General features: G+C 71.3%; 22 protein-coding genes, 2 tRNA genes and 1 pseudogene. 12 read left to right on the forward strand and 13 right to left on the reverse strand.

Annotation, left to right across the window (positions count from 1 at the left end; translation table 11 throughout):
• Nucleotides 1-2: 2 nt before the first annotated feature.
• Both ACH4LD_RS21125 and ACH4LD_RS21130 read right to left on the reverse strand, forming a co-directional pair.
• Complete coding sequence (locus ACH4LD_RS21125; RefSeq protein WP_398054833.1) at nt 3-3,260, reverse strand: FG-GAP-like repeat-containing protein; 3,258 nt, start codon at nt 3,258-3,260, stop codon at nt 3-5.
• Between the two features lie 310 nt (nt 3,261-3,570).
• Nucleotides 3,571-3,654: transfer RNA gene (locus ACH4LD_RS21130), tRNA-Leu, on the reverse strand.
• Nucleotides 3,655-4,126: 472 nt separating this feature from the next.
• On the opposite strand from ACH4LD_RS21130, the gene ACH4LD_RS21135 reads away from it, so the two are divergent.
• From ACH4LD_RS21135 to pknB, 6 genes are all read left to right on the forward strand, one after another.
• A complete protein-coding gene (locus ACH4LD_RS21135) occupies nt 4,127-4,996 on the forward strand; it encodes an FhaA domain-containing protein (RefSeq protein WP_398054834.1) in 870 nt (289 codons plus the stop codon).
• Between the two features lie 10 nt (nt 4,997-5,006).
• Nucleotides 5,007-5,537, forward strand: a complete 531-nt coding sequence (locus tag ACH4LD_RS21140; protein WP_398054835.1) for an FHA domain-containing protein — start codon at nt 5,007-5,009, stop codon at nt 5,535-5,537.
• A 140-nt stretch (nt 5,538-5,677) separates the two neighbouring features.
• Nucleotides 5,678-7,261: a Stp1/IreP family PP2C-type Ser/Thr phosphatase gene (locus tag ACH4LD_RS21145; RefSeq protein WP_398054836.1), complete on the forward strand. Its 1,584-nt coding sequence runs from the start codon at nt 5,678-5,680 to the stop codon at nt 7,259-7,261.
• A gap of 27 nt (nt 7,262-7,288) precedes the next feature.
• Nucleotides 7,289-8,734 (forward strand): FtsW/RodA/SpoVE family cell cycle protein, encoded by a 1,446-nt coding sequence (locus ACH4LD_RS21150; RefSeq protein WP_398054837.1) that lies wholly within the window; start codon nt 7,289-7,291, stop codon nt 8,732-8,734.
• Complete coding sequence (locus tag ACH4LD_RS21155) at nt 8,731-10,215, forward strand: penicillin-binding protein 2 (RefSeq protein WP_132784810.1); 1,485 nt, start codon at nt 8,731-8,733, stop codon at nt 10,213-10,215. The genes ACH4LD_RS21150 and ACH4LD_RS21155 overlap by 4 nt, the downstream gene beginning before the upstream one ends.
• 195 nt (nt 10,216-10,410) lie before the next feature.
• Nucleotides 10,411-12,405, forward strand: coding sequence for a Stk1 family PASTA domain-containing Ser/Thr kinase (pknB, locus tag ACH4LD_RS21160; RefSeq protein ID WP_398054838.1), 1,995 nt, complete (start codon nt 10,411-10,413; stop codon nt 12,403-12,405).
• Between the two features lie 60 nt (nt 12,406-12,465).
• On the opposite strand, the gene ACH4LD_RS21165 is transcribed toward pknB, so the two are convergent.
• From ACH4LD_RS21165 to ACH4LD_RS21190, 6 genes and pseudogenes are all read right to left on the reverse strand, one after another.
• On the reverse strand, nt 12,466-13,221 hold the full coding sequence (locus tag ACH4LD_RS21165) for a class E sortase (RefSeq protein ID WP_132784812.1): 756 nt from the start codon (nt 13,219-13,221) through the stop codon (nt 12,466-12,468).
• A gap of 41 nt (nt 13,222-13,262) precedes the next feature.
• On the reverse strand, nt 13,263-14,435 hold the full coding sequence (locus ACH4LD_RS21170; RefSeq protein WP_398054839.1) for a class E sortase: 1,173 nt from the start codon (nt 14,433-14,435) through the stop codon (nt 13,263-13,265).
• Nucleotides 14,432-15,070, reverse strand: coding sequence for an aminodeoxychorismate/anthranilate synthase component II (locus ACH4LD_RS21175; protein WP_398054840.1), 639 nt, complete (start codon nt 15,068-15,070; stop codon nt 14,432-14,434). Before ACH4LD_RS21175 ends, ACH4LD_RS21170 begins: the two co-directional genes overlap by 4 nt.
• The gene (locus ACH4LD_RS21180; protein WP_103813562.1) at nt 15,067-15,228 is read right to left on the reverse strand and encodes a hypothetical protein; all 162 of its coding nucleotides are present in this window, start codon (nt 15,226-15,228) and stop codon (nt 15,067-15,069) included. The genes ACH4LD_RS21175 and ACH4LD_RS21180 overlap by 4 nt, the downstream gene beginning before the upstream one ends.
• A gap of 63 nt (nt 15,229-15,291) precedes the next feature.
• Nucleotides 15,292-15,423 (reverse strand): annotated as a pseudogene (locus ACH4LD_RS21185) (class E sortase); the annotation flags it as partial.
• Between the two features lie 54 nt (nt 15,424-15,477).
• Entirely contained in the window at nt 15,478-16,266 is a 789-nt protein-coding gene (locus ACH4LD_RS21190; RefSeq protein WP_398054841.1) for a DUF881 domain-containing protein, read from the reverse strand.
• Between the two features lie 152 nt (nt 16,267-16,418).
• On the opposite strand from ACH4LD_RS21190, the gene crgA reads away from it, so the two are divergent.
• On the forward strand, nt 16,419-16,673 hold the full coding sequence (crgA, locus tag ACH4LD_RS21195) for a cell division protein CrgA (protein WP_014673794.1): 255 nt from the start codon (nt 16,419-16,421) through the stop codon (nt 16,671-16,673).
• 248 nt (nt 16,674-16,921) lie between these two features.
• On the opposite strand, the gene ACH4LD_RS21200 is transcribed toward crgA, so the two are convergent.
• Together ACH4LD_RS21200 and ACH4LD_RS21205 are read right to left on the reverse strand one after the other, a co-directional pair.
• The gene (locus tag ACH4LD_RS21200) at nt 16,922-17,812 is read right to left on the reverse strand and encodes a rhomboid family intramembrane serine protease (RefSeq protein ID WP_132784815.1); all 891 of its coding nucleotides are present in this window, start codon (nt 17,810-17,812) and stop codon (nt 16,922-16,924) included.
• Between the two features lie 85 nt (nt 17,813-17,897).
• Nucleotides 17,898-18,428, reverse strand: coding sequence for a peptidylprolyl isomerase (locus tag ACH4LD_RS21205; protein WP_132784816.1), 531 nt, complete (start codon nt 18,426-18,428; stop codon nt 17,898-17,900).
• Nucleotides 18,429-18,703: 275 nt separating this feature from the next.
• On the opposite strand from ACH4LD_RS21205, the gene ACH4LD_RS21210 reads away from it, so the two are divergent.
• Nucleotides 18,704-19,405, forward strand: a complete 702-nt coding sequence (locus ACH4LD_RS21210) for a DUF5324 family protein (protein ID WP_132784817.1) — start codon at nt 18,704-18,706, stop codon at nt 19,403-19,405.
• Between the two features lie 128 nt (nt 19,406-19,533).
• Here ACH4LD_RS21210 and ACH4LD_RS21215 read toward each other — a convergent pair.
• Nucleotides 19,534-19,606: transfer RNA gene (locus tag ACH4LD_RS21215), tRNA-Ala, on the reverse strand.
• Nucleotides 19,607-19,787: 181 nt separating this feature from the next.
• Between ACH4LD_RS21215 and ACH4LD_RS21220 the strand changes: the two genes are divergently transcribed.
• Nucleotides 19,788-20,336, forward strand: a complete 549-nt coding sequence (locus ACH4LD_RS21220; protein ID WP_030982183.1) for a DNA-binding protein — start codon at nt 19,788-19,790, stop codon at nt 20,334-20,336.
• 105 nt (nt 20,337-20,441) lie between these two features.
• A complete protein-coding gene (locus tag ACH4LD_RS21225; RefSeq protein ID WP_398054842.1) occupies nt 20,442-21,863 on the forward strand; it encodes a serine/threonine-protein kinase in 1,422 nt (473 codons plus the stop codon).
• A gap of 97 nt (nt 21,864-21,960) precedes the next feature.
• On the opposite strand, the gene ACH4LD_RS21230 is transcribed toward ACH4LD_RS21225, so the two are convergent.
• Nucleotides 21,961-23,292 (reverse strand): hypothetical protein, encoded by a 1,332-nt coding sequence (locus ACH4LD_RS21230; RefSeq protein WP_398054843.1) that lies wholly within the window; start codon nt 23,290-23,292, stop codon nt 21,961-21,963.
• Nucleotides 23,293-23,648: 356 nt separating this feature from the next.
• Nucleotides 23,649-23,777, reverse strand: coding sequence for a DLW-39 family protein (locus ACH4LD_RS21235; protein ID WP_003999697.1), 129 nt, complete (start codon nt 23,775-23,777; stop codon nt 23,649-23,651).
• Nucleotides 23,778-24,032: 255 nt separating this feature from the next.
• On the opposite strand from ACH4LD_RS21235, the gene ACH4LD_RS21240 reads away from it, so the two are divergent.
• Both ACH4LD_RS21240 and ACH4LD_RS21245 read left to right on the forward strand, forming a co-directional pair.
• Nucleotides 24,033-24,416 carry a DUF6344 domain-containing protein gene (locus ACH4LD_RS21240; protein ID WP_132784871.1) on the forward strand — a complete coding sequence of 128 codons (384 nt, stop codon included), beginning with the start codon at nt 24,033-24,035 and terminating at the stop codon, nt 24,414-24,416.
• Nucleotides 24,417-24,576: 160 nt separating this feature from the next.
• Nucleotides 24,577-25,359: a glycosyltransferase family 2 protein gene (locus ACH4LD_RS21245; protein WP_398054844.1), complete on the forward strand. Its 783-nt coding sequence runs from the start codon at nt 24,577-24,579 to the stop codon at nt 25,357-25,359.
• Nucleotides 25,360-25,369 lie beyond the last annotated feature (10 nt).

The raw sequence follows: 25,369 nt of genomic DNA on the forward strand, positions 1-25,369 counted from the left end.
CGTCACATGACGGCCTTGTACCCCTTCCACCCCGTGGCGATCTTCACGCGGCCCCCGAACGAGCCCTTGCCGTTGCCGTTGTAGCGCCAGACGGTGCCCGCGGTGTCACGGGCCACGAGGTCCGCGCGGCCGTCGCCGGTGAAGTCGCCCGTGCCGACGACCGCGTTGTAGGAGGCGCCCCAGTCCGCGAACACCTTGACGCGGGCCTTGAGGCCGCCCGTGCTCGTGGTGTTGGCGTCGTACCGCCACAGCTCGTTGGACTTGTCCTGGACGAGGAGGTCGCCGCGGCCGTCGCCGTTGAGGTCACCGGCGCCGACGATCTTCTTGTAGCCGGTCCAGTGGGAGGCGATCTTCGTGCGGGCGGACAGCTTGCCGTTCGCCGCGCCCTTGAAGAGGTAGACGTCTCCGGTCGAGGACTGGCGGCCGATCAGGTCGGGCCGGCCGTCGCCGTTGACGTCGCCGGGAGAGGTCAGGACGTCGTACGCGTTCCAGCCGGAGGTGCCGAGCGAGGTGTACGGCGTGGTGGGCGTCGGGGCCTTGCCACAGGCCGGGCGGTAGGCCCGCAGGGCGCCGCCGGTGCGGACCAGCACGTCGTTGCAGTGGTCGCCGTTCAGGTCGCCGAACGGCACGAACCGGGCGGTGGCCGGCCAGCCGGAGCCGGAGACCGTGCCGCCCAGGGTTCCCGTGCCGGTGCCGCGCCGGACGGTGAGGGTGCCGGAGGAGCTGAGGGTGAGGACGTCACCGACCCCGTCGTTGCCGGCGTAGTCGCGCGGTGCCGCCGTTCCCGCTGTCACCTTGACGTCTCCGGAGAGAGTGAGCGCGGCGCCCTGGCCGTCGGCGGGCCGGGCGGTGAGGCTCCAGGTGTAGGCGCCGTTGGTGACCAGGCGGCCCGCGGTGTCCCTGCCGTCCCAGGCGGCCGTCAGCAGGCCCCGGGCCGTGCCGCCGGAGAGCGTACGGACGGTGGCGCCGGACGCCTTCCGGCGGACGGTCACCTTCCAGTCGGCGGCGGGCTTGGACAGCCACCAGGTGCCGGACCAGTTCGCGGAGCCCGCGGTGACCGTGGCGTCGACGGACGTGAGCGGGGACGCCGGGACGCCGGCCGGTACGACGTGCACGCGCTGGTCCCGGTCGGCGTAGGCGACGCCGCCGCCGAAGCGGTCCACGGTCCAACTGGTCCCGGCCCCGGTGTTCTCCTGGCCGAGGTCGGTCCAGTCGGCCAGCTCACGGCTCGGCAGGTCGGTGTGACTGCCGCCGGACGGCAGCCCGTTGTGCAGGTCGAGCAGCCTCAGCCCGCTGTCCGACTGGGTGCCGGGAACCCGCTCGACCAGGTATCCGTCCCCGAGCAGGACCCGGCCGTCCGGGGCCGTGGAGGTGCGCTTGGTCGTCCGGTCGTACAGGCCCGCGCCGTGCGGGTCGCCCCAGCTGTCCCGGCAGACCCAGTAGACGAAGCGGCCCACGGCCTGGAGGTCGGACGGGGTGCAGCCGTTGCGGGTGGTGAAGGACTCGACGGCGGTCCCCGCGGGGAGCCGGGTGGCCGTGACCTTCCCGCCGCTCGCCGCGCCGCTCCACAGGGTGTTCCCCCACACGGCCGCGGCGACCCGGTCGCGCTTGAGCAGGACCTTGCCGGCCCCGGCGGTGGCGAACTCACCGATGTACTGCTTGCCGGAGGAGGCGCCCTCGACGAGGGCGTACCGCCCGGAGAGGTCCGTGAGCTCCGGGGAGTCGTCGCCGGTGTCGAGGGTCGGGCCCCAGTCGGCGGCGCCGTTGGTGCGGAGCATGGTCAGTCCGGACTCGGTGGCGTCGCGGCGGCCGTGCCGGCCGGTGCCGTCGGCGAACATCCGGATGCAGCGGGGCGTGGTCTCGTCACAGAACCCGTCCCAGCCGCTGACCAGGCCGTCCACGGTGGTCCGTGCGGGGCTCGGGGTGCCGCTCGTGGTGAGCCAGGTGCTGCGGTAGGCGCCGAGGATCGTGTGCGGCTGGTAGAGCGTGCTGTTGTCGGCCGTGGTGAGGATGCCGCTGCCGAGGGAGAGTCCGTGGACCTGCGCGGGCATCGGCTGTACGGCGGTCAGACGGGTACGGGTGACCGAGCCGTCGGCGCCCTCGGCGACCCGGTACACGCCCCAGTCGAGGTCGCCCTGGTCGACGTACGCCGCGGCGCCCGCCACCAGGACGGAGCCGTCCGGGGCCTGGACGAGCTGGTGGGCGGCCGGGTCCATGACCTTGGTCAGGACCGTGTCCGAGCCGTCGGCCGTGAGGGTGAACAGGGGCTGGCCCCGGTACTTGTCGTCGCCCGGCGACATCGGCTCGACGCCCAGCAGTACCGAGCCGGCGACGCCGTAGGAGGCCTCGTACGTCAGCGAACTCGTCTCCAGGGTGCGGGGCGTCGCGGCCGGGTCGGCCCGGTCGAGCAGATCCGCCTTGCTGCGTCCGGTGCGCAGCCGCAGCACCGAGCCGGGACTCAGCCGGAAACCGGTCACGTCCCAGGCCTCCTGCGGATCGGGCCGGTCGGGCAGCGCCGCCGCCGCGCCGGTGGCGAGGTCGACGATGCTCCAGTGCCTGCCGTCCTCCGTCTGGTGACGCAGGATGACGGACCGTGCGTCGCCGTCCTCGACGCGGATGTCGTAGGCGCCGCCGGGCAGTCCCGTCACCGGCGTCCGGTGGACCTCGCCGTCGGCGGCCCTCAGGAGCTGGTAGGCGCCGGGGTTGCCGGCGAGGTCGCTCGTGCTGGTGAGCACGGTGTCGCCGAACGTGCCCTCGTACGTGTGGCCCTCGGGCACCGGCACCACGACGGTGCCGCCCGCCGTTCCCGCGCCCTTGACGAGCGTGACCTGGGCGTCCTCCTCCGAGTAGAGGGCGACGGTGTCGGATCCGTCGCCGTAGTGGCCGGGTTCGAAGGAGACGTCCCCGCGGTAGGAGCCGTTGTCGATGTCGTAGTGGAGCGGGACCGGCATGCGCTGGTCCAGCGCGGTGGTGGTGCCGGTGGCGTAGTCCGTCCACAAGTACCGGTCGTCACCCTCCTGCACCCACAGGAAGCCGCTGGTCCCGGCGTTGAGGATCCAGGTGAACCGGGGGACGGCCCGCGCTGCGGCGGGCAGGACGAGTTCTCCCGCGGCGACCGTGGGCGCGGCCGGCGCCGCCGTCGCGGGTGTGGCCGCCAGCGGCAGGCCGAGGCCGAGCGCCGCCGCGAGGACGGCCGCGGTGCGTCGTGCAGGGCGTGATGCGGGCTGGGGTCTGTGCCGGTGCGTACCGATTCGGGCCACCGTTCCTCCAGAGAGCAGGGGAGGCATGGGCGGAGGTACGGCAACGCTCTGGCATCCCCTCCGGCCCCCCGGCCGCTCCCCCCACGCGCGCGTGGGGGGAAGGCTAACAGCATGGACATGACGCTCTCGGCGGGTTTCGGCGAGGAGAGCGTCACCCTGACCCCGGACGCTGCCCGTGACTTAGCTCACAGACGGGTCACGGCACACCGAAGCCCGGCTGTGCGATCCCCCACAACTGCGAGTACGACGAGAAACGGGCCCCTGCCGTGACTTCCGTCACCGGCAGAGACCCGTCTCATCGGTTTCTCTGTGCGCGAGGGGGGAGTTGAACCCCCACGCCCTTGCGGGCACTGGAACCTGAATCCAGCGCGTCTGCCTATTCCGCCACCCGCGCATTGGGTGTGTCCTCCGGCTCCGGCCCTTTCGGCCCGGCCCCTTCCGACACCCAGAACATTAGCACGTCGTACGGGGTGGATTCACATCGCTTCCCGTCCGGCCCCCACCCCCGGCACGCACGGCACACGCCCCAACGAGGCACCCACCGAACGCCGCACGTATCAAGGCGGCGCGCTTCTCGTATCAACCTCGTACCGGTCCGGGCAGTCTGCCCGGGAGGCGGACCGGGTCCACAGCCGGGTGCGGGACACTGGACTTCGCCCGCCTCTACGATCCATGGCAGCAGGACACGCACCCGGGAGTTCGAAGGGGAGCCGCTGGGGGAACCGGCTGATTGGCGGGCGCGTAGATACGATCAGTGAGCAGTACCAGCAGTACCCGGCAAGGCAGCCGCCCGACAGCGGCCGAGCGGCGGCCAAGACGGCGGCACAGGACAGGCAAGACGACGGCAGGGACGGAGGAGGTGCCCCATGGGAGTCCTGAAGAAGTTCGAGCAGCGTCTCGAAGGTCTGGTGAACGGCACCTTCGCCAAGGTCTTCAAGTCCGAGGTCCAGCCCGTGGAGATCGCCGGAGCGCTCCAGCGGGAGTGCGACAACAACGCCACCATCTGGAACCGTGACCGGACCGTCGTGCCCAACGACTTCATCGTGGAGCTGAGCGCGCCGGACTACGAGCGCCTCAGCCCCTACTCCGGGCAGCTCGGCGACGAGCTGGCCGGCATGGTGCGCGACTACGCCAAGCAGCAGCGCTACACCTTCATGGGGCCGATCAAGGTCAACCTGGAGAAGGCCGACGACCTGGACACCGGTCTGTACCGGGTGCGCTCGCGCACCCTCGCCTCCTCCAGCGACCAGCAAGGGGCACCGCAGGCTCCCGGCGCGCCGGCGCCCGGCCGCCCCGCGGCGGGCGCCCCCGGCGGCTACGGCTACCCGCCGGCCGCTCCGCCCGCCGGCGCCCCCCCGATGCCCTCCGCACCGCCGCCCGGCACCCGCCCCGGCGGGTACGGGTACCCGCAGCCCGCCACACAGCGGCCGGCCGCGGCCCCGATGAGCGGCGCGCGCACCCGCTACTGGATCGAGATCAACGGCACCCGCCACCAGATCTCCCGCCCGACGCTGGTGCTGGGCCGCAGCACCGACGCCGACGTGCGGATCGACGACCCCGGCGTGTCCCGCCGGCACTGCGAGATCCGGACCGGAACGCCCTCGACGATCCAGGATCTCGGCTCCACCAACGGCATCGTGGTGGACGGGCAGCACACCACCCGCGCTACGCTCCGCGACGGCTCGCGGATCGTCGTGGGCAGCACCACCGTTATCTATAGGCAAGCCGAAGGGTGAAGCGGGGGCAATGTCAGAGCTGACCCTCACGGTCATGCGGCTGGGTTTCCTGGCCGTACTGTGGCTGTTCGTGATCGTGGCCGTGCAGGTCATCCGGAGCGACCTGTTCGGTACGCGCGTCACCCAGCGCGGATCGCGTAGGGAGGCGGCACGGCCGCAGCAGCCGGGCCGGCAGCAGACCCGGCAGCAGGCCACGCCCCCGCCGCAGCGCGGCCAGCAGGGCGGCGGCGGCCGGCGTGGCCGCAACGCCCCCACCAAGCTGGTCGTGACCGAGGGCACACTCACCGGCACCACCGTCGCGCTGCAGGGCCAGACGATCACCCTGGGCCGGGCGCACGACTCCACGATCGTGCTGGACGACGACTACGCCTCCAGCCGCCATGCCAGGATCTACCCGGACCGTGACGGCCAGTGGATCATCGAGGACCTCGGTTCCACCAACGGCACCTACCTGGACCGGTCCCGGCTGACGACCCCCACACCGATCCCGCTGGGCGCGCCGATCCGCATCGGCAAGACCGCAATCGAGCTGCGGAAGTAGTGCTACGTCATGAATGAGCGCGAGCGGAGCGAGCACGCAGCGGCAGGCCGCCACCCGGTCTCCGGCGCGCTCCCGACCGGAGGGTGGGCAGTGTGGCTCGACACGACCGGCTGCATTCGGAGCCGACGGGCGAGGTGCGCATGAGTCTGTCACTGCGCTTCGCCGCCGGATCGCACAAGGGCATGATCCGGGAGGGCAACGAGGACTCCGGTTACGCCGGTCCGCGCCTGCTCGCCATCGCCGACGGCATGGGCGGCCAGGCGGCGGGCGAGGTCGCCTCCTCCGAGGTGATCTCCACTCTGGTCACGCTCGACGACGACGTGCCCGGCTCCGACATCCTCACCTCCCTGGGCGTCGCCGTGCAGCGCGCCAACGACCAGCTGCGCGCGATGGTCGAGGAGGACCCCCAGCTCGAAGGCATGGGGACGACCCTCACCGCGCTGCTGTGGACCGGCCAGCGGCTCGGTCTCGTGCACGTCGGCGACTCGCGCGCGTACCTGCTGCGGGACGGTGTGCTCACCCAGATCACCCAGGACCACACCTGGGTGCAGCGGCTGGTGGACGAGGGCCGGATCACCGAGGAAGAGGCCACCACCCACCCGCAGCGCTCGCTGCTGATGCGCGCCCTCGGCAGCGGCGACCACGTCGAGCCCGACCTGTCGATCCGCGAGGTCCGGGCCGGCGACCGCTATCTGATCTGCTCCGACGGCCTGTCCGGCGTGGTCTCCCACCAGACGATGGAGGAGACCCTCGCCAGCTACCAGGGCCCGCAGGAGACCGTGCAGGAGCTCATCCAGCTCGCGCTGCGCGGCGGCGGACCCGACAACATCACGGTCATCGTCGCCGACGTGCTCGACCTGGACACCGGTGACACCCTCGCCGGGCAGCTCTCCGACCAGCCCGTCGTGGTCGGCGCCGTCGCCGAGAACCAGCACCACCTGCACGACAACGGCATCATGCAGACCCCGGCGGGCCGCGCCTCCCACCTGGGCCGTCAGGGCCAGGGGCACGGCGGCGGGGAGTTCGGCCCGCCCGGCTCCGGCGACACCACCGGCTACATCCCGGCCGACGGCTTCGGCGACTACGCCGACGACGACTTCACCAAGCCGCGCAAGCGGCGCAGATGGCTGAAGACCTCGCTCTACGGCGTCCTCGCCCTCGCCGTCGTCGGCGGCGGCCTGTACGGCGGCTACCGCTGGACGCAGACCCAGTACTACGTCGGCGCCAAGGACGAGCACGTCGCGCTGTACCGCGGGATCAGCCAGGACCTGGCCTGGGTGTCGCTGTCGAAGGTGGAGAAGGACCACCCCGAGATCGAACTCAAGTACCTGCCGCCGTACCAGCAGAAGCAGGTGAAGGCGACGATCGCGGAGGGCGGCCTGGAGGCGGCCCGGACGAAGGTCCAGGAGCTGGCCGTGCAGGCCTCCGCCTGCCGCAAGCAGGCCGAGCGCCAGGCGGCCGAGCGCGCGCGGGACGACGCCAAGGGCGGCCGGGACAGGACCGGCGGCACCAACGGCACCGGCACGTCCACGGGCACCACCACGCAGACCGCCTTCGTCAAGGCCTCCCCGACGCCGAACACGACCCCGAACCCGTCGGCCTCGAAGACGTCCCCGACGTCCCCTTCGAAGTCGCCGTCCACGACCCCGTCCGCGACCCCCAGCCCCGGCCCGACTCTCTCGGAGGACGAGCAGAAGGTCGTCTCGCTGTGCGGTAAGCAGTAGGCAAGCCGTGAGAGGCCCTGTCACACGATGAGCAGTACTACGAACTCGCCGACGCACCACACGTCCACGATCGGCGCGATCGGCGCGCCGAGCCGCCGCAACACCGAGCTGGCCCTGCTGGTCTTCGCCGTGGCCATTCCCGTGTTCGCCTACGCGAACGTGGGCCTGGCCATCGACGGCCAGGTCCCCGCGGGCCTGCTGAGCTACGGCCTCGGGCTCGGTCTGCTGGCCGCCGTCGCCCATCTCGTCGTACGGAAGTTCGCCCCGTACGCCGACCCGCTGCTGCTGCCGCTCGCCACCCTGCTCAACGGGCTCGGGCTGGTGTGCATCTGGCGGCTGGACCAGTCCAAGCTGCTCCAGCAGATCCATGTCGCGGGCGGCAAGGCGACCAACCAGCTGATCTACACGGCGATGGGCATCGCGCTGTTCGTGGCGGTGCTGGTCTTCCTCAAGGACCACCGCACGCTCCAGCGCTACACCTACATCTCCATGGTGGCCGCGCTGTTCCTGCTGCTCCTGCCGCTGGTCCCGGGCCTGGGCGCGGACGTGTACGGCGCCAAGATCTGGATCTCGATCGGCAGCTTCACCATCCAGCCCGGTGAGTTCGCCAAGATCGTGCTGGCGGTGTTCTTCGCCGGTTACCTGATGGTCAAGCGCGACGCGCTCGCGCTCGCCAGCCGCCGCTTCATGGGCCTGTACCTGCCGCGCGGCCGCGACCTCGGCCCGATCCTCGTCGTCTGGGCGATCTCGATCCTCATCCTGGTCTTCGAGACCGACCTCGGTACGTCGCTGCTGTTCTTCGGCATGTTCGTGATCATGCTGTACGTCGCCACCGAGCGGACCAGCTGGATCGTCTTCGGTCTGCTGATGTCCGCCGCCGGCGCCATCGGCGTGGCCAGCTTCGAGCCGCACATCAAGGTCCGTGTGCAGGCGTGGCTCGACCCGATGCGCGAGTACACGCTCAGCCGCACCCCCGGTGTCACCGGTGTCCACTCCGACCAGCTCCAGCAGGCCCTGTGGGCGTTCGGCTCCGGCGGCACCCTCGGCACCGGCTGGGGCCAGGGCCACTCCGAGCTGATCCGGTTCGCCGCCAACTCCGACTTCATCCTCGCCACCTTCGGCGAGGAGCTGGGCCTGGCCGGCATCATGGCGATCCTGCTGATCTACGGTCTGATCGTGGAGCGCGGTGTGCGCACCGCCCTCGCCGCCCGCGACCCGTTCGGCAAGCTGCTCGCCATCGGCCTGTCCGGTGCCTTCGCGCTCCAGGTCTTCGTCGTGTCCGGCGGTGTGATGGGCCTCATCCCGCTGACCGGTATGACGATGCCGTTCCTCGCCTACGGTGGTTCGTCGGTCATCGCCAACTGGGCGCTGATCGGCGTGCTGATCCGCATCAGCGACACCGCCCGCCGCCCGGCGCCCGCCCCGGCCGCCAACCCCGACGCCGAGATGACCCAGGTGGTCCGCCCGTCATGAACAAGCCCCTGCGCCGGATCGCGATCTTCTGCGGCCTCCTCGTCCTCACCCTGCTGCTGCGGGACAACTACCTGCAGTACGTCAGGGCCGACAAGCTCAAGGACGACCCGAACAACCGCCGCGTCACCATCGCCCGCTACGCCACTCCGCGCGGCGACATCATCGTCGACGGCGACCCCATCACCGGGTCCGCGCTGACCAGCAAGACCGGTCTGAACGACCTGAAGTACAAGCGGACGTACAAGAACGGCGCCATGTGGGCGCCGGTCACCGGCTACGCCTCGCAGGCCTTCGGCGCCACCCAGCTTGAGTCCATCGAGGACGGCATCCTCACCGGCGACGACGACCGGCTGTTCTTCCGCAAGACGCTGGACATGATCACCGGCAAGGAGCAGCAGGGCGGCAACGTCGTCACCACGCTCAACGCCGCCGCGCAGAAGGCGGCGTACGACGGTCTGAAGCAGCGCGGCGGCAAGGGCGCGGTCGTCGCCCTGGACCCCTCGACCGGCAAGATACTGGCGCTGGCCTCCTACCCGTCGTACGACCCCTCGTCGTTCGCGGGCAACACCAACGACGACGCCGCGGCCTGGAAGAAGCTCCAGAAGAAGTACAACCCCAACGACCCGATGCTGAACCGGGCGCTGCGCGAGACCTACCCGCCGGGCTCCACCTTCAAGGTGGTCACGGCCGCCGCGGCGCTGGAGAACGGCAAGTACACCTCGGCCGACGAGAAGACCGACTCGCCGCTGCCGTGGACCATGCCGGGCACCACGACCGAGCTGAAGAACGAGGGCAACATCCCGTGCGAGAACGCGACCATGCGGGTCGCGCTCCAGTACTCGTGCAACACCGTCTTCGGCAAGATCGGTGCGGACCTCGGCAACGACAAGATGCTCGCGGAGGCGAAGAAGTTCGGCTTCGACGCCGAGCAGTTCACCCCGGTCCGCTCCAGCGCCTCGGTGTTCTCGGACGACATGAACCAGTCGCAGACCGCGCTGTCCTCCATCGGCCAGTACAACACCGCCGCCACCCCGCTCCAGATGGCCATGGTCGCCTCCGCGGTCGCCAACGACGGCAAGCTGATGAAGCCGTACATGGTCGACTCGCTCCAGTCCTCCAACCTGGACCCGGTCGCCACGACCAAGCCGGAGGAGCTGAGCCGGCCGCTGTCGCCGAAGAACGCGCAGATCCTCCAGGACATGATGCAGACGGTGGTCGAGAAGGGCACCGGTACCCGCGCGAAGATCGACGGCGTGACGGTCGGCGGCAAGACCGGTACCGCCCAGCACGGTGTCGAGAACAGCGAGAACCCGTACGCCTGGTTCATCTCCTACGCCAAGCTCAGCGACGGCAGCTCGCCGGTCGCCGTGGCCGTGGTGATCGAGGACGAGAGCGCCAACCGCGACGACATCTCCGGTGGCGGCCTGGCCGCGCCGATCGCGAAGAACGTCATGGAGGCGGTCATCGGCTCCAAGAAGTGACCGTCGTCGGGCACCGGGAGTGAGGCCGCTCACAGCTCCTTCACATCGCCGCACGTTGCGATACCGGTCCTGTATCGGGTTACGGGCTTGGCCAGGTCACACAGAACGAGCCGGGTACGGTAGGCCCGGACGGCAGCCTCCGGCCGCGCACAGGGGTGCGCGGCCGAGACCGACGGAGAGGGCTGGTAGGTAGCTATGGAAGAGCCGCGTCGCCTCGGCGGCCGGTACGAGCTGGGCCAGGTGCTCGGCCGCGGTGGCATGGCGGAGGTCTACCTCGCGCATGACACCCGGCTCGGCCGCACCGTGGCGGTGAAGACGCTGCGCGCGGACCTCGCGCGCGATCCGTCCTTCCAGGCCCGGTTCCGCCGGGAGGCCCAGTCGGCCGCCTCGCTCAACCATCCCGCGATCGTCGCGGTCTACGACACGGGCGAGGACTACATCGACGGGGTCTCCATCCCGTACATCGTGATGGAGTACGTCGACGGTTCCACACTCCGCGAGCTGCTGCACTCCGGCCGCAAGCTGCTGCCCGAGCGCGCCATGGAAATGACCATCGGCATCCTCCAGGGCCTGGAGTACGCGCACCGCAGCGGCATCGTCCACCGCGACATCAAGCCGGCCAACGTCATGCTGACCCGCAACGGTCAGGTCAAGGTGATGGACTTCGGCATCGCCCGCGCCATGGGCGACGCCGGCATGACCATGACGCAGACCGCGGCGGTCATCGGCACCGCCCAGTACCTCTCGCCGGAGCAGGCCAAGGGCGAGCAGGTCGACGCCCGGTCGGACCTCTACTCGACCGGCTGCCTCCTCTACGAACTGCTGACGGTACGGCCGCCCTTCGTGGGCGACTCCCCGGTGGCCGTGGCCTACCAGCACGTCCGGGAGGAACCGCAGCCCCCGTCGGTCTTCGACCCCGAGATCACGCCCGAGATGGACGCGATCGTCCTCAAGGCGCTGGTCAAGGACCCCAACTACCGCTACCAGTCGGCCGACGAGATGCGCGCCGACATCGAGGCGTGCCTGGACGGCCAGCCGGTCGCGGCCACGGCCGCGATGGGCGCGGTCGGCTACGGCGGCTACCCCGACGACCAGGCGACGACCGCCCTGCGCTCGGAGCCGGGCGCGGCGGCGACCACCATGCTCCCGCCGATGAACCCCGACGACGGCGGCTACGGCTATGACGAGCGCCCGGACCGCCGCCGCCAGCAGAAGAAGTCCAACAGCTCCACGATCCTGCTGGTGGTCGCGGGCCTGCTGGTCCTGGTCGGCGCCATCCTGATCGGCATGTACGCGTTCGGCGGTGACGGCAAGGGCGACGGCAAGGTGCCCGTGCCGGCGTTCGTGGGCCAGCCGGAGAAGACGGCCCGCAAGATGGCCGAGAACGTCGACCTCAAGGTGGCCGTCACCAAGAAGGCCTGCGAGAACCAGGCCACCGGCAACGTCTGCTCCCAGAACCCGGAGCCGGGCCAGAAGGTCGAGAAGAACAGCACGGTCGACCTGGTGATCTCCACGGGCGCGCCCAAGGTGACCGTGCCGGACGTGCGCGGCATCCAGTTCGACCAGGCCGAGGCCCAGCTCAAGGAGAAGGGCTTCCAGGTCGAGAAGAAGACCCAGGTGTCGACCCAGACGCCCGATGTCGTCATCACCCAGGACCCCGAGGGCGGCACCAGCAAGGAGAAGGGCACCACGATCACCCTCACGGTCGCCAAGGCCGAGGAGAAGGTCACCGTCCCCGATGTCACCGGCAAGTCCTGCGACGAGGCGAAGGCCGAACTCCAGGCCAAGGGGCTGGCCCCGACCTGCAACGACACCCCGGTCAGCGATCCGGCCCAGGACGGCAAGGTCCAGAACACCAACCCGCCGGCGGGCCAGCAGGTCTCCAAGAACACGCCCGTCGCGATCAACGTGGGCAAGGCTGAGCAACCGCAGCAGAAGCAGGTGCCGGACGTGACTCGGAAGACCGTGAAGGAGGCCCAGCAGATCCTGCAACAGCAGGGCTTCACGAACATCCAGGTCAACGGACCCACTGACGACAAAGCGCGGGTCGTCCTTCAAACCCCGCAGCAGGGCACCCAGGCGGACCCGGCCAGCACGCAGATCGTTCTGACGACCGTGGACTTCGGCGGCGGCAACAACGGCGGCAACAACGGCGGCGACAACGGCGGCGGCGGCTTCATCGGCGGCTGACGCCCCCCGCACACACGTGGGCCCCTGCCGGGACATCCCGGCAGGGGCCCACGCGCACGCTCAGCGCAGTTCCCTCGGCGGAGTGCGGTCGGCGTCCACCTTCTCCACCCGGACCAGTTCCCCCCACACCACGTACCGGTAGCGGGAGGTGTAGACGGGGGTGCAGGTCGTCAGGGTGATGTAGTGGCCCGGCTTCTTCCTGCCGGACTCCTTCGGGACGGCGGAGAGGACCTTGACGTTGTACTTCGAGGTCTCGGGGAGGACCGAGTAGACCTTGTAGACGTACCAGTCGTCCCGTGTCTCGAAGACGATCGGGTCGCCCTTCCTCAGCTTGTCGATGTTGTGGAACTTCGCGCCGTGTCCGTCCCGGTGGGCGGCGACGGAGAAGTTGCCCGTCTTGCCGGTGGTGGGGAGCGTGGCCTTGACGGGGTCGGTGTAGTAGCCGGCCACACCGTCGTCGAGGACGTCCGTGCCCGTGCCCTTCTCGACCAGCACCTCGCCGTTGCGCATCGCCGGCACGTGCAGGAACCCGATGCCGTCCTTGGTGTCGAGCGCGCCGGGACCGGACTTCTGCTGCCGGGCCCAGTGCTCGCGGACCTTGTCGGCCTGCCGGTCCGCCTTGCGGTCCGCTATCACGTTCGTCCACCACAGCGAGTAGACGACGAACAGGCCGAGCAGCACGCCCGCTGTGATGAGGAGTTCCCCGAAGACGCTGACCGCCAGCGCGATCCGGCCGGGGCGCCGGCGCCGGGCCGGTTCCGGATCCGGTTCGGACGCGTCCGTGGTCTCGTCGGTCTCGTCGGCGGTCGCTGCCACTGTGTCCTCTGCCCTTGGTCCGTGAGCCTGGTCGATGAGCCCTACTCGATGAGCGCGTCCGGCTTGCCCTTGCTGCGCGGCCGTTCCTGGACCATCTTGCCCCAGACGATCAACCGGTACTTGCTGGTGAACTCCGGCGTGCAGGTGGTGAGGGTGATGTAGCGGCCGGGCCGGGTGAAGCCGGAGCCCGGCGGGACCGGGTTCAGCACGCTGGTGTTGGACGGCGGGGTCACCGGAAGCATCGAGGTCACCTTGTACACGAAGTAGGTGTCCTGCGTCTCGACCACGACCGCGTCCCCGGCCTTGAGCCGGTTGATGTACCGGAACGGCTCACCATGCGTGTTGCGGTGCGCGGCGAGGCCGAAGTTGCCGGTCCTCGCCTCGGGCATAGCCGTCTTCAGCGGGGCCTCGCCGTAGTGCCCGACCATGCCCTTGTCGAGCACCTTCTTGTTGCTGACGCCCTCCGCGATGGGCGCGACCACGTCCAGCTTCGGGATGTGCAGGATGGCGAAGCCCTGCCCCGGCTCGAAGACGCCCGGGTTGCGCTTGCCGTTGGCCCAGTCGTCCTGGAGCTGGTGCGTCTCGCTGCCGGCCTGCGCGTGCGCGCGGACGTTGGTCCACCACAGCTGGTAGGTGACGAACAGCAGCATCAGGACGCCGGTGGTGATGAAGACCTCGCCGATCGCCCGGCTCGCGACGGTCGCCGGGCTCGGCTTGCGCAGCCGGGCCTGCCGCCGGGCCTCCACCCGGCTCAGGGGCCGCTGCGGGTCCCGGGCCGCCGGGGGGACCGCCGCCTCCCGGGCGTCCCTGGCCCCGCCGTGCCGCCCGCCACGGCGCTTGGCGGCCTTTCTGCGGGCCGCTCGGCCGCCCGGTGTGGCCGCGGTGGCCGCAGCGGCCCACGGGGCTCCAGAGGCCCCTGTGCCCGCCCCTGTGGCGTCGCCTCCCGCGCCGTATCCCGCCGGCCGCGGAATCCGCAGCGCCATCGTCTCCTCGTCGACGCGCGGCGGGGACGCCCTGCGGTCCTCAGCGGCAGGCGGCGGCGCCGTGAGGTCCTCCTCGGTCAGCCGGGGCATCGGAGCCGTCGGCGGATCCTGCCGCCGCCCGCCGTACGGCCGCCTGCCACGGGAGGTCTCGTACGGCCGCGCACCGCCGGAGGACTCGTACGGCCTCTCGCCGTCGGACAAGTCCTCGCGCTCGGGGCGCAGCGCGGTCACGCCGTGGCCCTGCCCACCACCGGGGCGAGCCCCGCCGACCTCGCCACGGCACCGTGGTCGCCGCACTCCGCCAGCCAGTTGGCCAGCATCCGGTGGCCGTGCTCGGTCAGCACCGACTCGGGGTGGAACTGCACACCCTCCACCGGCAGTTCCCGGTGGCGCAGGCCCATGATGATGCCGTCGTGCGTGCGGGCGGTCACCTCCAGCTCGGCCGGGACCGTGGCCGGTTCGGCGGCCAGGGAGTGGTAGCGGGTCGCCGTGAAGGGGGAGGGCAGGCCCGCGAAGACGCCCTTGCCCTCGTGCTCGACCGGTGAGGTCTTGCCGTGCAGCAGCTCGGGCGCCCGGTCGACCACACCGCCGTACGCCACCTGCATCGACTGCATGCCGAGGCACACGCCGAAGACCGGCACCCCGGTGGCCGCGCAGTGCCGGACCATGTCCACGCACACGCCCGCCTCCTCCGGGGTCCCCGGTCCGGGCGAGAGGAGCACGCCGTCGAAGCCGTCCTGGGCGTGCGAGGTCGACACCTCGTCGTTGCGCAGGACCTCACACTCCGCGCCCAGCTGGTACAGGTACTGGACGAGGTTGAAGACGAAGCTGTCGTAGTTGTCGACGACGAGAATCCGCGCACTCACTGGTTGTCCACCGTCACATCGTTGAAGGGCAGCAGCGGTTCGGCCCACGGGAAGACGTACTGGAACAGGACGTAGACCACGGCCAGGATCAGTACGAGGGAGATCAAGGCCCTCACCCACGCGTTGCCCGGCAGATGCCGCCAGATCCAGCCGTACATGCCGTCCCCTGCCGTCCCTTCCGTATCCGCTACGGCACCAGACCCACGCCGTACGTCACCAGACTAACGGCGTGGAGCCCCCGGTTCGCCTGCCTCCGCAGGCTGTGTGTACCCGGACTTACGGGCAACAGGGTCGATCACCTCGACATCCGGCGGCACTGTTTCGCAGGGGCCTTTGTCGATCCGATACGTGTACGAGGGTTCGGGTCCGCTGACGATCACCCGCACGGGTGACTCCCGGACGGACGTCTACCCCACCGGCTTCGCGTAGTGCAGATCGACTGTGCCGGAGTATCCGGGAAGAGTCACCGTCCCGTCGTCGGTGACCTTCCAGCCGAGGCCGTAGACGTTGACGTAGACCATGTAGGTCTGGATCGCCTTGCTCGCGGCGAGCGCCTGCTTCAGCCGGTCCGGGTCCCCGACGGCGGTGATCTTGTACGGCGGCGAGTAGACGCGGCCCTGGAGGATCAGGGTGTTGCCGACGCAGCGCACCGCGCTGGTGGAGATCAGCCGCTGGTCCATGACCTTGATGCCCCGGGCGCCGCCCTGCCACAGCGCGTTCACCACGGCCTGGAGGTCCTGCTGGTGGATCACCAGGTAGTCGGGCTGCGGCTCGGGATAGCCGGGGAGCTTGGCGGTGGCGCCCGGCGGGGCGTCGTTCAGGGTGACGGTGACGGCCTGGCCGGTCAGCTTCCGGGTGCCCGCGCTCTTCTCCAGCCGGCCGAGGTTCTCGTCCTCGGCCTTGGTGCTGCCGTCGTCGCTCTCGGCCAGCGACTCCACGCTGTCGCGCAGGGTCGCGTTGGACTCGTCCAGCTCCTTGTTCTTGCGGCTGCGCTGCTGGATCAGGTCGGACAGCTTCAGCAGGGAGCCGTCCTGACGGATGTCGGTGCCCTTGGCGGTGTCGAAGCTGGTGAAGAAGATGAGCCCGGCGAGCGCGAAGACGGCCGCCGTGAGGATCCGCACGGCCCGCACACGCGGTCGGCGGACGGGGCCCGAACCCGTTGATCCCGTCCCGGGGGAGTCGGCAGAATTGCTCAACGTACCCTTATCTCCTTCGGCGCCACGGAAGCACTACGCTAACGGACGCCCGGGGGAGCACACAGAGTCGTCATGTTGGCCCCTTGTACGCTGCCCCGAGCCCGACCCAGTTACCTGCGCGGCCACGCAGCGCATCGACAGGAGAGACCCTCGTGCCGAAGTCACGTATCCGCAAGAAGGCCGACTACACGCCGCCGGCGGCGAAGCAGGCGCAGGCCATCAAGCTCACCAACCGCGCGTGGGTCGCGCCCGTGATGCTGGCCATGTTCCTGATCGGCCTGGCCTGGATCGTCGTCTTCTACGTGACCGACGGCTCGCTGCCGGTCGACAGCCTGGACAACTGGAACATCGTCGTCGGTTTCGGGTTCATCGCCGCCGGATTCGGTGTCTCCACGCAGTGGAAATAGCTCTGCCCAAGGCTATCCGCCGAGTTATCCACAGGCCAGGGGTGCTGTCCACAATCCCCTGGGGAAAAGAAACTACGATCTGTGGATAACTCATCGGGCGTTGACGCCGGTGTGACTGGCCCACCGATCCCCATACATCTGTTCGCCCCCTGTCCGACCTGCGGAAACACATCCGAGCGACAGGGGGCACACCTGTGTCCGCACCGTGTGCACAAGATCCGCCACCCCCTGTGGACAACGGTTCGGTATCAGGTGAGCTGAGCGGTCCTGACCAGGGCCAGCGCCACCGACAGCAGCAGGACGACGGCACAGGTGCCGTACTGCACCAGGGCCCGCTTCTCGCGCGGGGCGTGGACCATCGCGTACCCGGTGACGACACCGGCGACGAGGCCGCCGATGTGCGCCTGCCAGGCGATGTTCGCCCAGGTGAAGGTGATGATGAGATTGATCACCAGCAGGGCGACGAGCGGGCGCATGTCGTAGTTCAGCCGACGCATCAGCACGCCCGTCGCGCCGAAGAGGCCGAAGATCGCTCCCGAGGCGCCGAGGGAGGGCTGGTTGGGCGCGGCGATCAGATAGGTCAGGGCGCTGCCGGCGAGCCCCGAGACGACATAGAGGGCGAGGTAGCGGGCGCGGCCGAGGGCCGCCTCCAGGGGGCCGCCGATCCACCACAGGCTGAGCATGTTGAAGAGGATGTGGGCGTAGCCGCCGTGCAGGAACATCGCGGTCAGCAGGCGGTAGTACTGGCCCTCGGCAACGCCCTGCACGCCGTCGAGCAGGGGGGTGTATGCCTGTCCGATCAGCTCGAACCGGTTGGTGAAACGGTCACCGACGGCGACCTGCACCAGGAACACCGCGAGGTTGATCCCGATCAGGATCTTGGTGAGCAGGCGGGGGTCGGCCGTGACCGTGCCCCCGGCGACCGTGCGCGGCCGGGACGCCGCGGGCGTGTGCCCCGTGCCCGAGCCCTCGCGGACGCACTCCGGGCACTGGAAGCCGACCGAGGCGCTGATCATGCACTCCGGGCAGATGGGCCGGTCGCAGCGGGTGCAGCGCACGCCGGTCTCGCGGTCCGGGTGCCGGTAGCACACGGGCACGCTCCGGGCGGCGTCCTGCGCGCTCCCTGCGGCCTGGTCCATCAGATCCCCTTGCTCGTCGTGTCCGTCCTGACGGTACTGCCCTGCTCCGTCCATCCTTACGGACGAGCGGCGCGTTTGGTTCCCCTCAGTCCTCGCGCGTCTCCACCACCACCGTCTCGATGACGACGTCGGCCAGCGGGCGGTCGTTGCGACCGGTGGGCACGTTCGCGATGGCGTCGACCACCTTCTGGGAGGCCGGGTCGGTGACCTCGCCGAAGATGGTGCGCTTGCCGTTCAGCCAGGTGCTCGGGGTGACGGTGATGAAGAACTGCGAGCCGTTCGTCCCCGGGCCGGCGTTGGCCATCGCCATCAGATAGGGCGTGTCGAAGGCCAGGTCCGGACGGCACTCGTCCTCGAATCCGTAACCGGGCCCGCCGAGGCCGTTGCCCAGGGGATCACCGCCCTGGATCATGAACCCGCTGATGACGCAGTGGAAGACCGTGCCGTCGTAGAGCGGGTTCCTGCTCTTCTCGCCGGTGCCCGGGTGTGTCCATTCGCGTTCCCCGCGGGCGAGCTCGACGAAGTTTCTGACCGTGACGGGAGCGTGGCGGGGGAAGAGCCGCACCTCGATGTCGCCGAGGGTGGTCTTCAGGGTGGCATACAGCTGCTCGGCCACGATCCGCCTTCCGTCGTCGTCCGCCGCGGCACCTCCGATCCTTCCACGGTCCCGTCCGCGCGTCGCCGGGCGGCCGCGACTTGTGCCGGGCGGGCGGCGCGCGCCGGTGATTCGTGGCAGTGTCGTCCGCAAGCCCCCTGTTGCCCCGGATGAGGCCGGAGGGAGCGATGGGCACCCATATGCGCGCCCGCACATGCCACACCGGCCGCGGGCAGGCATGATCCGTAAAAGGGTGGAAAGTCGAAATACCGTACGCCACCGAGGAGGAGGAACCCGTGACCCGCATCGACAGCGTGCGCGCCGCGACCGGCTCGGCGAAGGACAGCGTGCTGCACGCCGCGGAAGTGGTGGCGCCCTACGCCGACACGGCCAAGGAGCGTGCCGCGTACTACGCGCAGGAGGCACGCGTACGGCTGGCGCCCGTGGTGTCGCAGGCCGCCGAACAGGCCCGCGTGCAGTACGACGCCCGGCTCGCCCCACGCCTGGAGCAGGCCCGCACGCATGTGCCGCCGAAGGTGGACCTGGCCGCGCAGGAAGCCGCCGTCCGCACCCGCAAGGCGGCCCGGCAGGCCGCCGCCTACTCACGTCCCAGGATCGAACACGCCGTGGCCGCGACCGCTCCGGTCCGCGACGAGGCGGCCGCGCGCGGTGCGGCCGCGCTGGCCGCGCTGCGCGGTCAGGTCTCGGCCCGGGACATCCAGAAGCTGGCCCGGCGGAACGCCCGCCGGTCCCGCGCCGGCCGCACCCTGAAGGTGGTGGCGGTGCTGACCGCTCTGGCGGGCGGTGCCTTCGCGGCCTGGAAGTGGTGGGACAAGCAGGCCAACCCCGACTGGCTGGTCGAGCCGCCCGCGGCGACGGAGGTACCCGACGAGGGGCGCATCACGTCCGTGGACGGCAGCGACGCCCAGAGCCTGGACCCCGAGGTCCAGGCGAAGCAGGCGGAGGACGACGCCGCGGACCGCGACGACGAGGTCTGAGCGCACGGAACACATCGGCACACACCATCGGACCCTCCGGCCATGAGCGATCGGGCCGGGGGGTCCTTCATATGCGCGAAATGCCCCCTGACACTGCGTCTCCGCAGATCAGGGGGCATTTCTCGGGGTGGAGCCTAGGGGAGTCGAACCCCTGACATCCGCCATGCAAAGACGGCGCTCTACCAACTGAGCTAAGGCCCCGGGAAGGAGCGACCGGCCGGAGGAATCACGTCCGGCGGGCGCCGCAGACCAGAGTACCGGGTCACCCCCCGTATCCCGCAAAAAGATTGGGGGTCCCCGTGGATGACCACTCTCCGTAAGATGCTCGACGTGGTTCGCGACAGCGAACCGCGGTTTTCAGGGGAAGCGATGGGGAGACGCAATGGACGCCGCACAGCAGGAAGCCACCGCCAGAGCGCGGGAGCTGCAGCGGAACTGGTACGGGGAGCCGTTGGGGGCGCTCTTCCGTAAGCTCATCGACGATCTCGGGCTGAACCAGGCCCGGCTGGCGGCGGTCCTGGGCCTGTCCGCGCCGATGCTCTCGCAGCTGATGAGCGGCCAGCGCGCGAAGATCGGCAATCCGGCGGTGGTCCAGCGGGTGCAGCTGTTGCAGGAACTGGCGTCCCAGGTCGCGGACGGCAGCGTCAGCGCCGCCGAGGCGACCGAGCGGATGGACGAGATCAAGAAGTCGCAGGGGGGCTCCGTGCTCAGCAACACCACGCACACCACGAACAGTTCGGGCGCGCCCACGGTCAAGCGGGTGGTGCGCGAGATCCAGTCGCTGCTCCGCTCGGTGGCCGCCGCGGGTGACATCATCGACGCCGCGGACACCCTCGCCCCGAGCCACCCCGAACTCGCGGAGTTCCTCCGCGTCTACGGCGCCGGCCGCACCTCCGACGCGGTCGCGCACTACCAGTCCCACCAGAACTGACCGCGGGGCCGGTTCGGGGCGGGGGGTCCGGGCCGGCCGGACGCGGGGTACGCGGGGCAGGTGCGTGGGGGGCTTCGTCGGACCAGGGGAGGAGCGGCGGCTGCCATGGGTGAGGTCTTCGCCGGCCGGTACGAACTGGCCGACCCGATCGGACGCGGTGGTGTCGGTGCCGTGTGGCGTGCCTGGGACCATCGCCGCCGGCGGTACGTGGCCGCCAAGGTCCTCCAGCAGCGCGACGCCCACTCCCTGCTCCGCTTCGTGCGCGAGCAGGCGCTGCGCATCGACCACCCGCACGTCCTCGCCCCGGCGAGCTGGGCCGCCGACGACGACAAGGTGCTGTTCACCATGGACCTGGTCGCGGGCGGCTCCCTGGTCCACCTGGTCGGCGACTACGGCCCCCTCCCGCCGGCGTTCGTGTGCACGCTGCTGGACCAGTTGCTGTCCGGGCTCGCCGCCGTCCACGCCGAGGACGTCGTCCACCGGGACGTCAAGCCCGCCAACGTGCTCCTCGAAGCAACCGGCACCGGCCGGCCCCGGCTGCGGCTGTCCGACTTCGGCATCGCCATGCGGCTCGGCGAACCCCGGCTGACGGAGACCAACCTCGTGGTGGGGACGCCCGGTTACCTCGCTCCCGAGCAGATGCTGGGCGCCGAGCCCGACTTCCCTGCCGACCTCTTCGCCGTCGGCCTGGTCGCCCTGTACCTCCTCGAAGGCGCCAAGCCCGATGCCAGGGCGCTGGTGCAGTACTTCCTCGAACACGGAACACCCGGCCCGCCCAAGGGCGTTCCGGAACCGCTCTGGCAGGTCGTCGCCTCCCTGCTCCAGCCCGATCCCGTGGACCGGTTCCGCACCGCCACGGGGGCACGCAAGGCGCTCGCCGCCGCCGCCGAACTCCTGCCGGAGCCGGGCCCCGACGACGAACTCATCGAGATTTTCGACCAACTCGGCCCGCTCCCGCCCGGATTCGGCCCCGACGGCCCTCTCCGGCAGGCTTCCGGTCTGGCGTCGGACCTGGTTCCGGGCCGGGTGGACGAGTCCGGTGCGGCGGCCGATCCCGTGGAGAGCAAGGCCGTTGAGCGCGCCGGCGGCGGGTCGGCCCGGCCCGTTGCGGCCTCGGCGGTGGAGCCGCGTTCGACGCCCACCCCCACCGGTTCCCTCTCGGACACGGGCAGCTTCCGCCTGCCGCCGCCCCGGCAGGACCCGGTCCACCCGGTCCCGCCCCCCGCCCCCGGGCCGGCCCCGGCCCCGACTCCGGACCCCCGTATCGACACCGCCACCGCCGCCTACACCACGCGCGACCCACAGGTCCCACCCCCCACACCCGCGATCCCGAGCCCCACCGACGACCCACAGGCTCCAGCGCTCACAACATCCACACCGGTACCCCGAAGCCCCACTCGCGCCCGCGGGCGCCGGGCCCGGCGTGCGGCCCGGCGGCCCGGTCCCCCGGCCAGGGCCGCGATCCCGCTCCTGCTGCTGGCGCTCGCCTGCTACGCCGTCGGCTTCTGGGCGCTGACCCGGCTGTGAGCCCGCCGGGCCGCCACCCACCACCCGCCGAACACCACCAACACCCCGGAACCCGCGCCGACCCCGCCACCCCACTCCCGCCCCCGACACTCCCCAGCTACACCGTCGGCCCCCGGGCGCCGGCCCCGCCGTGAGCCCGCCGGGCCGCCACCCACCACCCGCCGAGGACCAGCAGCAGCGCGGTTCCCGTGCCGATTCCGCCGACGGCGACCAGCCGCATCACCCGGTCGCCGGCCCCGTCCCCGGTGTTCCCGGTCAGCGCTGCCTCCCGGTCCTCGTCGGTGACCGTGAAGACGTCGTCCGGCACGGGCCGGCCGGCGTACGCGGGCCCCGCCTGCGCCCGTCCGTCCACCCGGACCCGCAGGGTCACCTCGAACGGACCCTGCCCGAAGGTGCCGGCCAGCCGCGTGCTGAGGTGCAGGACCAGGTAGTACTCGCCGGCGAACCGGACGGAGGTCACCCCGGCGGGCACGGCGTACCGGTTGGGGTACTCCACCGGCGGCAGCGGTGCGAGGGCGGCGGACTTCGGGGCGCCGGTGTAGCCGAGGGAGGAGTCGTCGACGTAGCCGCGGACGGGGTTGTAGAGGGAGAGGTTCAGGGCGCCGCCGACGTAGCCGTGGCCCGGCGCGCCGTCCAGGTCCGCGGAGGCGTGCAGTCGCCGGCCCCAGTCCAGCGGCACCTTGTAGAAGCGGGTCTCGCCGGGGCTGAGACGGGTGCGCCAGATCCCTTGGCCCACCGGGCGCGCCGCGGCGAAACCCGTGCCGCCTGAGCGGTCCCGGGCGCTGCCGGTGAGGGGTTCCGGCGTGGCGGAGTCCCAGGTCCGCGGCGCGGTGGTGGGCCCCGCCCCCGCGAGGCCGGGTTCGGTGGCGGGCGCGATCTCCAGGTCCCACGGCTCGGGCGCGGCCGCCGCCCCGGAGCCCTCGGCGTCGAGGCGCTCGACGAGCAGGTAGTACGTCCCCGCGCCCTGGCACAGCGCCTTGCCGGCCTCGCGCTGGGCCAGGGCCGTGACCGGGCGGGGGCTGAGCCCGGCGCCGATGAGGGCGGAGGCGTAGAAGCAGGAGGCCCCGTTCGCGTCCCGGAGCGAGACGCGGATGCCGTCGGTGGCGGAGACGGTGGCGTCCGCCGGTGGTACGGCGGTGACGGGCACGTACGCCGTGTCCGCGGCGGTCAGGCGGAGGCGGTAGTAGAGCCTGCCGTTGCGGGGCAGCGAGCTGCGGTAGGTGTGGCCGGGGTCGAGCAGGACGGCGTCCGTGGTGCCCTTCGTACCCGCGACGGTCCGGGCGCCGGGGGCGAAGGTGTACGACCCCGGGCGCGCGTCGGCGGCGGCACCGGCCGGCAGAGCGTGGGCAGGGGCCGGCGCGGCGAGGGCCGCGGAGAGTCCCAGCAGCACGGTCACGGCACCCCGGGCGACGGCGGCTCTTCGCCGCACCCACGTCCGCGCCGGACCCGCCGCCGGCCACCCGGCCGCCCCGGCCCCGGCCGCCGTACCGCCCCCTCGGCCCCGCACGCGCCACACCCCCCAGTCGTCGGACGGCCGCACCGGACCGGCGGACCGCAGGCCCATCCTGCCCCGGCCGCCGCTGCGCCATCCGGGCAACGCGTACGCCCGTCCGAAACGCCGGCACCGTCCGGCACCTTCCGCCCCGCCCGTCTACCGCACCCGCCGCGACCCCGCAACACGGGACAGGGGTCCGCGCGACACGGCCGGGAAACACGACACGGCCGGAGAACGCGAAACCCCGACCGCGCAGGCGGCCGGGGTCGGTACAGATCGGGTATCGGGACTCACGAACCCGTGGGCACGGAGTCAGTCGCCTCCGTCCACAGATCCTGCTCGGCGCGATCCGCCTGGATCTGGCGGTACACGAGGAGCCCGCCGATGGCGGCCAGTGCGACCAGGAGCAGCTTCTTCACCGCGCGACCTCGTCTTTCCTTGACGTAGGGGACCTCTGGCGCCCGACTATACACACCGACCGATATCGATCGGTGACCTGCGTCGGGGCCCAACTCCCGCCTCGGACAGCGGCAGAGGTTCCTCGCCCCCGTGCACCCGTCCGGGTGGTGTTGATCTGAACATCGACGCGCCACGGGCGTCGGTCCACCACTTCCCGGCCCACATACACATCATGAGGAAAGTACGCAAATCGCCCAACCCGAAAGTGAGGGGCCATGACCGCCCAGAACAAGGTCATGAAGCTGTGGACCGCCATCGTCACCGCCTTCCTCGCGCTGTGCACGGCGCTCGGACTCGTCTCCGCCACCACCACGACCGCCGCCGCGGCCGCACCCCGGACCGAGACCCCGAGCACCGACACCGGCACCGCGCACCGCACCATCCCGACGATCCCGGCGATGCGCCACCGGCCCTGGTCCCATGCCAGGGCCCTGCCCCCCACGATGAAGCAGCGGATCCGGGCCGAGGCCCACGGCAAGACGCCGGGCTGCCGGCACCGCCCCCTCGACGGGACACAGACGGAATCGCAGCCGTGGGTACCGGAGCAGACGGACGCCAGGTCCCACGACCAGCACCTCTCGGACTCCCTCGACTGCTGATCCCTCCCCCACCGCAGTACCGCAACGTCTCGACCGCACGGCGACTTGCGTACGCACCAGTCGACACGAACAGACCCCCGGCCGGGTTCGGCCGGGGGTCTCGCGCTTTTCCCGGTGGGTCATCCTCGTACGGCAACGACCCGCACCCCACGGAAAGGTGGTGAGCGCTGCCGTGAACCGGCGCGTCACCGTAGTCACCGCTGTCCACGGCCCGTCCGCCCGGTTCCTGGCGGACGCGTACGCGTCGCTGTGCGCGCAGCGGCTGCCCGCCGGCTGGGAGTGGGAGTGGGTGGTCCAGGAGGACGGCACGACGGACGCGGTCCGCCCCCATGTCCCGGACGACGCCCGCGTGAGCTTCCGCCAGGGCCGGCCGGGCGGACCCGGGGTCGCCCGGACGATCGCGCTGGCGCGGGCCCGGGGCGCGTACGTCAAGGTGCTGGACGCCGACGACCAGCTCATGCCCGGCGCGCTCGCCCGCGACCTGGCCGTGCTGGAGGCGGACCACACCGTCGGCTGGACGACGTGCCGCGTCCTGGACCTGCTGCCCGACGGCTCCACGGCCGCCTTCCCCGGCGATCCCGACGAGGGCCCCATCGAGCGCGGCACCGTCCTCGACCACTGGAAGCGGAACGGCTTCCTGGCCCCGGTCCACCCGGCGAGCCTGTGCGTCCGGCGGGAGCTGCTCACCGCGCTGGGCGGCTGGATGGCGCTGCCGGCCTCGGAGGACACCGGCCTGCTGCTGGCGCTGGACGCGGTGAGCCGCGGCTGGTTCTCGGCGGAGCCCGGTCTGCTGTACCGCAAGTGGGAGGGCCAGGTCACGGGACAGGCGGCCCATGTCGACCCCGCCGAGCGGGCGGCCCGCACGGCCGTCGCGGAGGCCCGGGCGCGCGCGCTCACCGCCTTCGGCTGGAGCTACCCACCGGCTCCTTCCTCCGCCGGCTGAGGACGGCCGT

It is taken from the genome of Streptomyces sp. NPDC017676 (genome assembly GCF_044329325.1).
Taxonomy (GTDB): domain Bacteria; phylum Actinomycetota; class Actinomycetes; order Streptomycetales; family Streptomycetaceae; genus Streptomyces.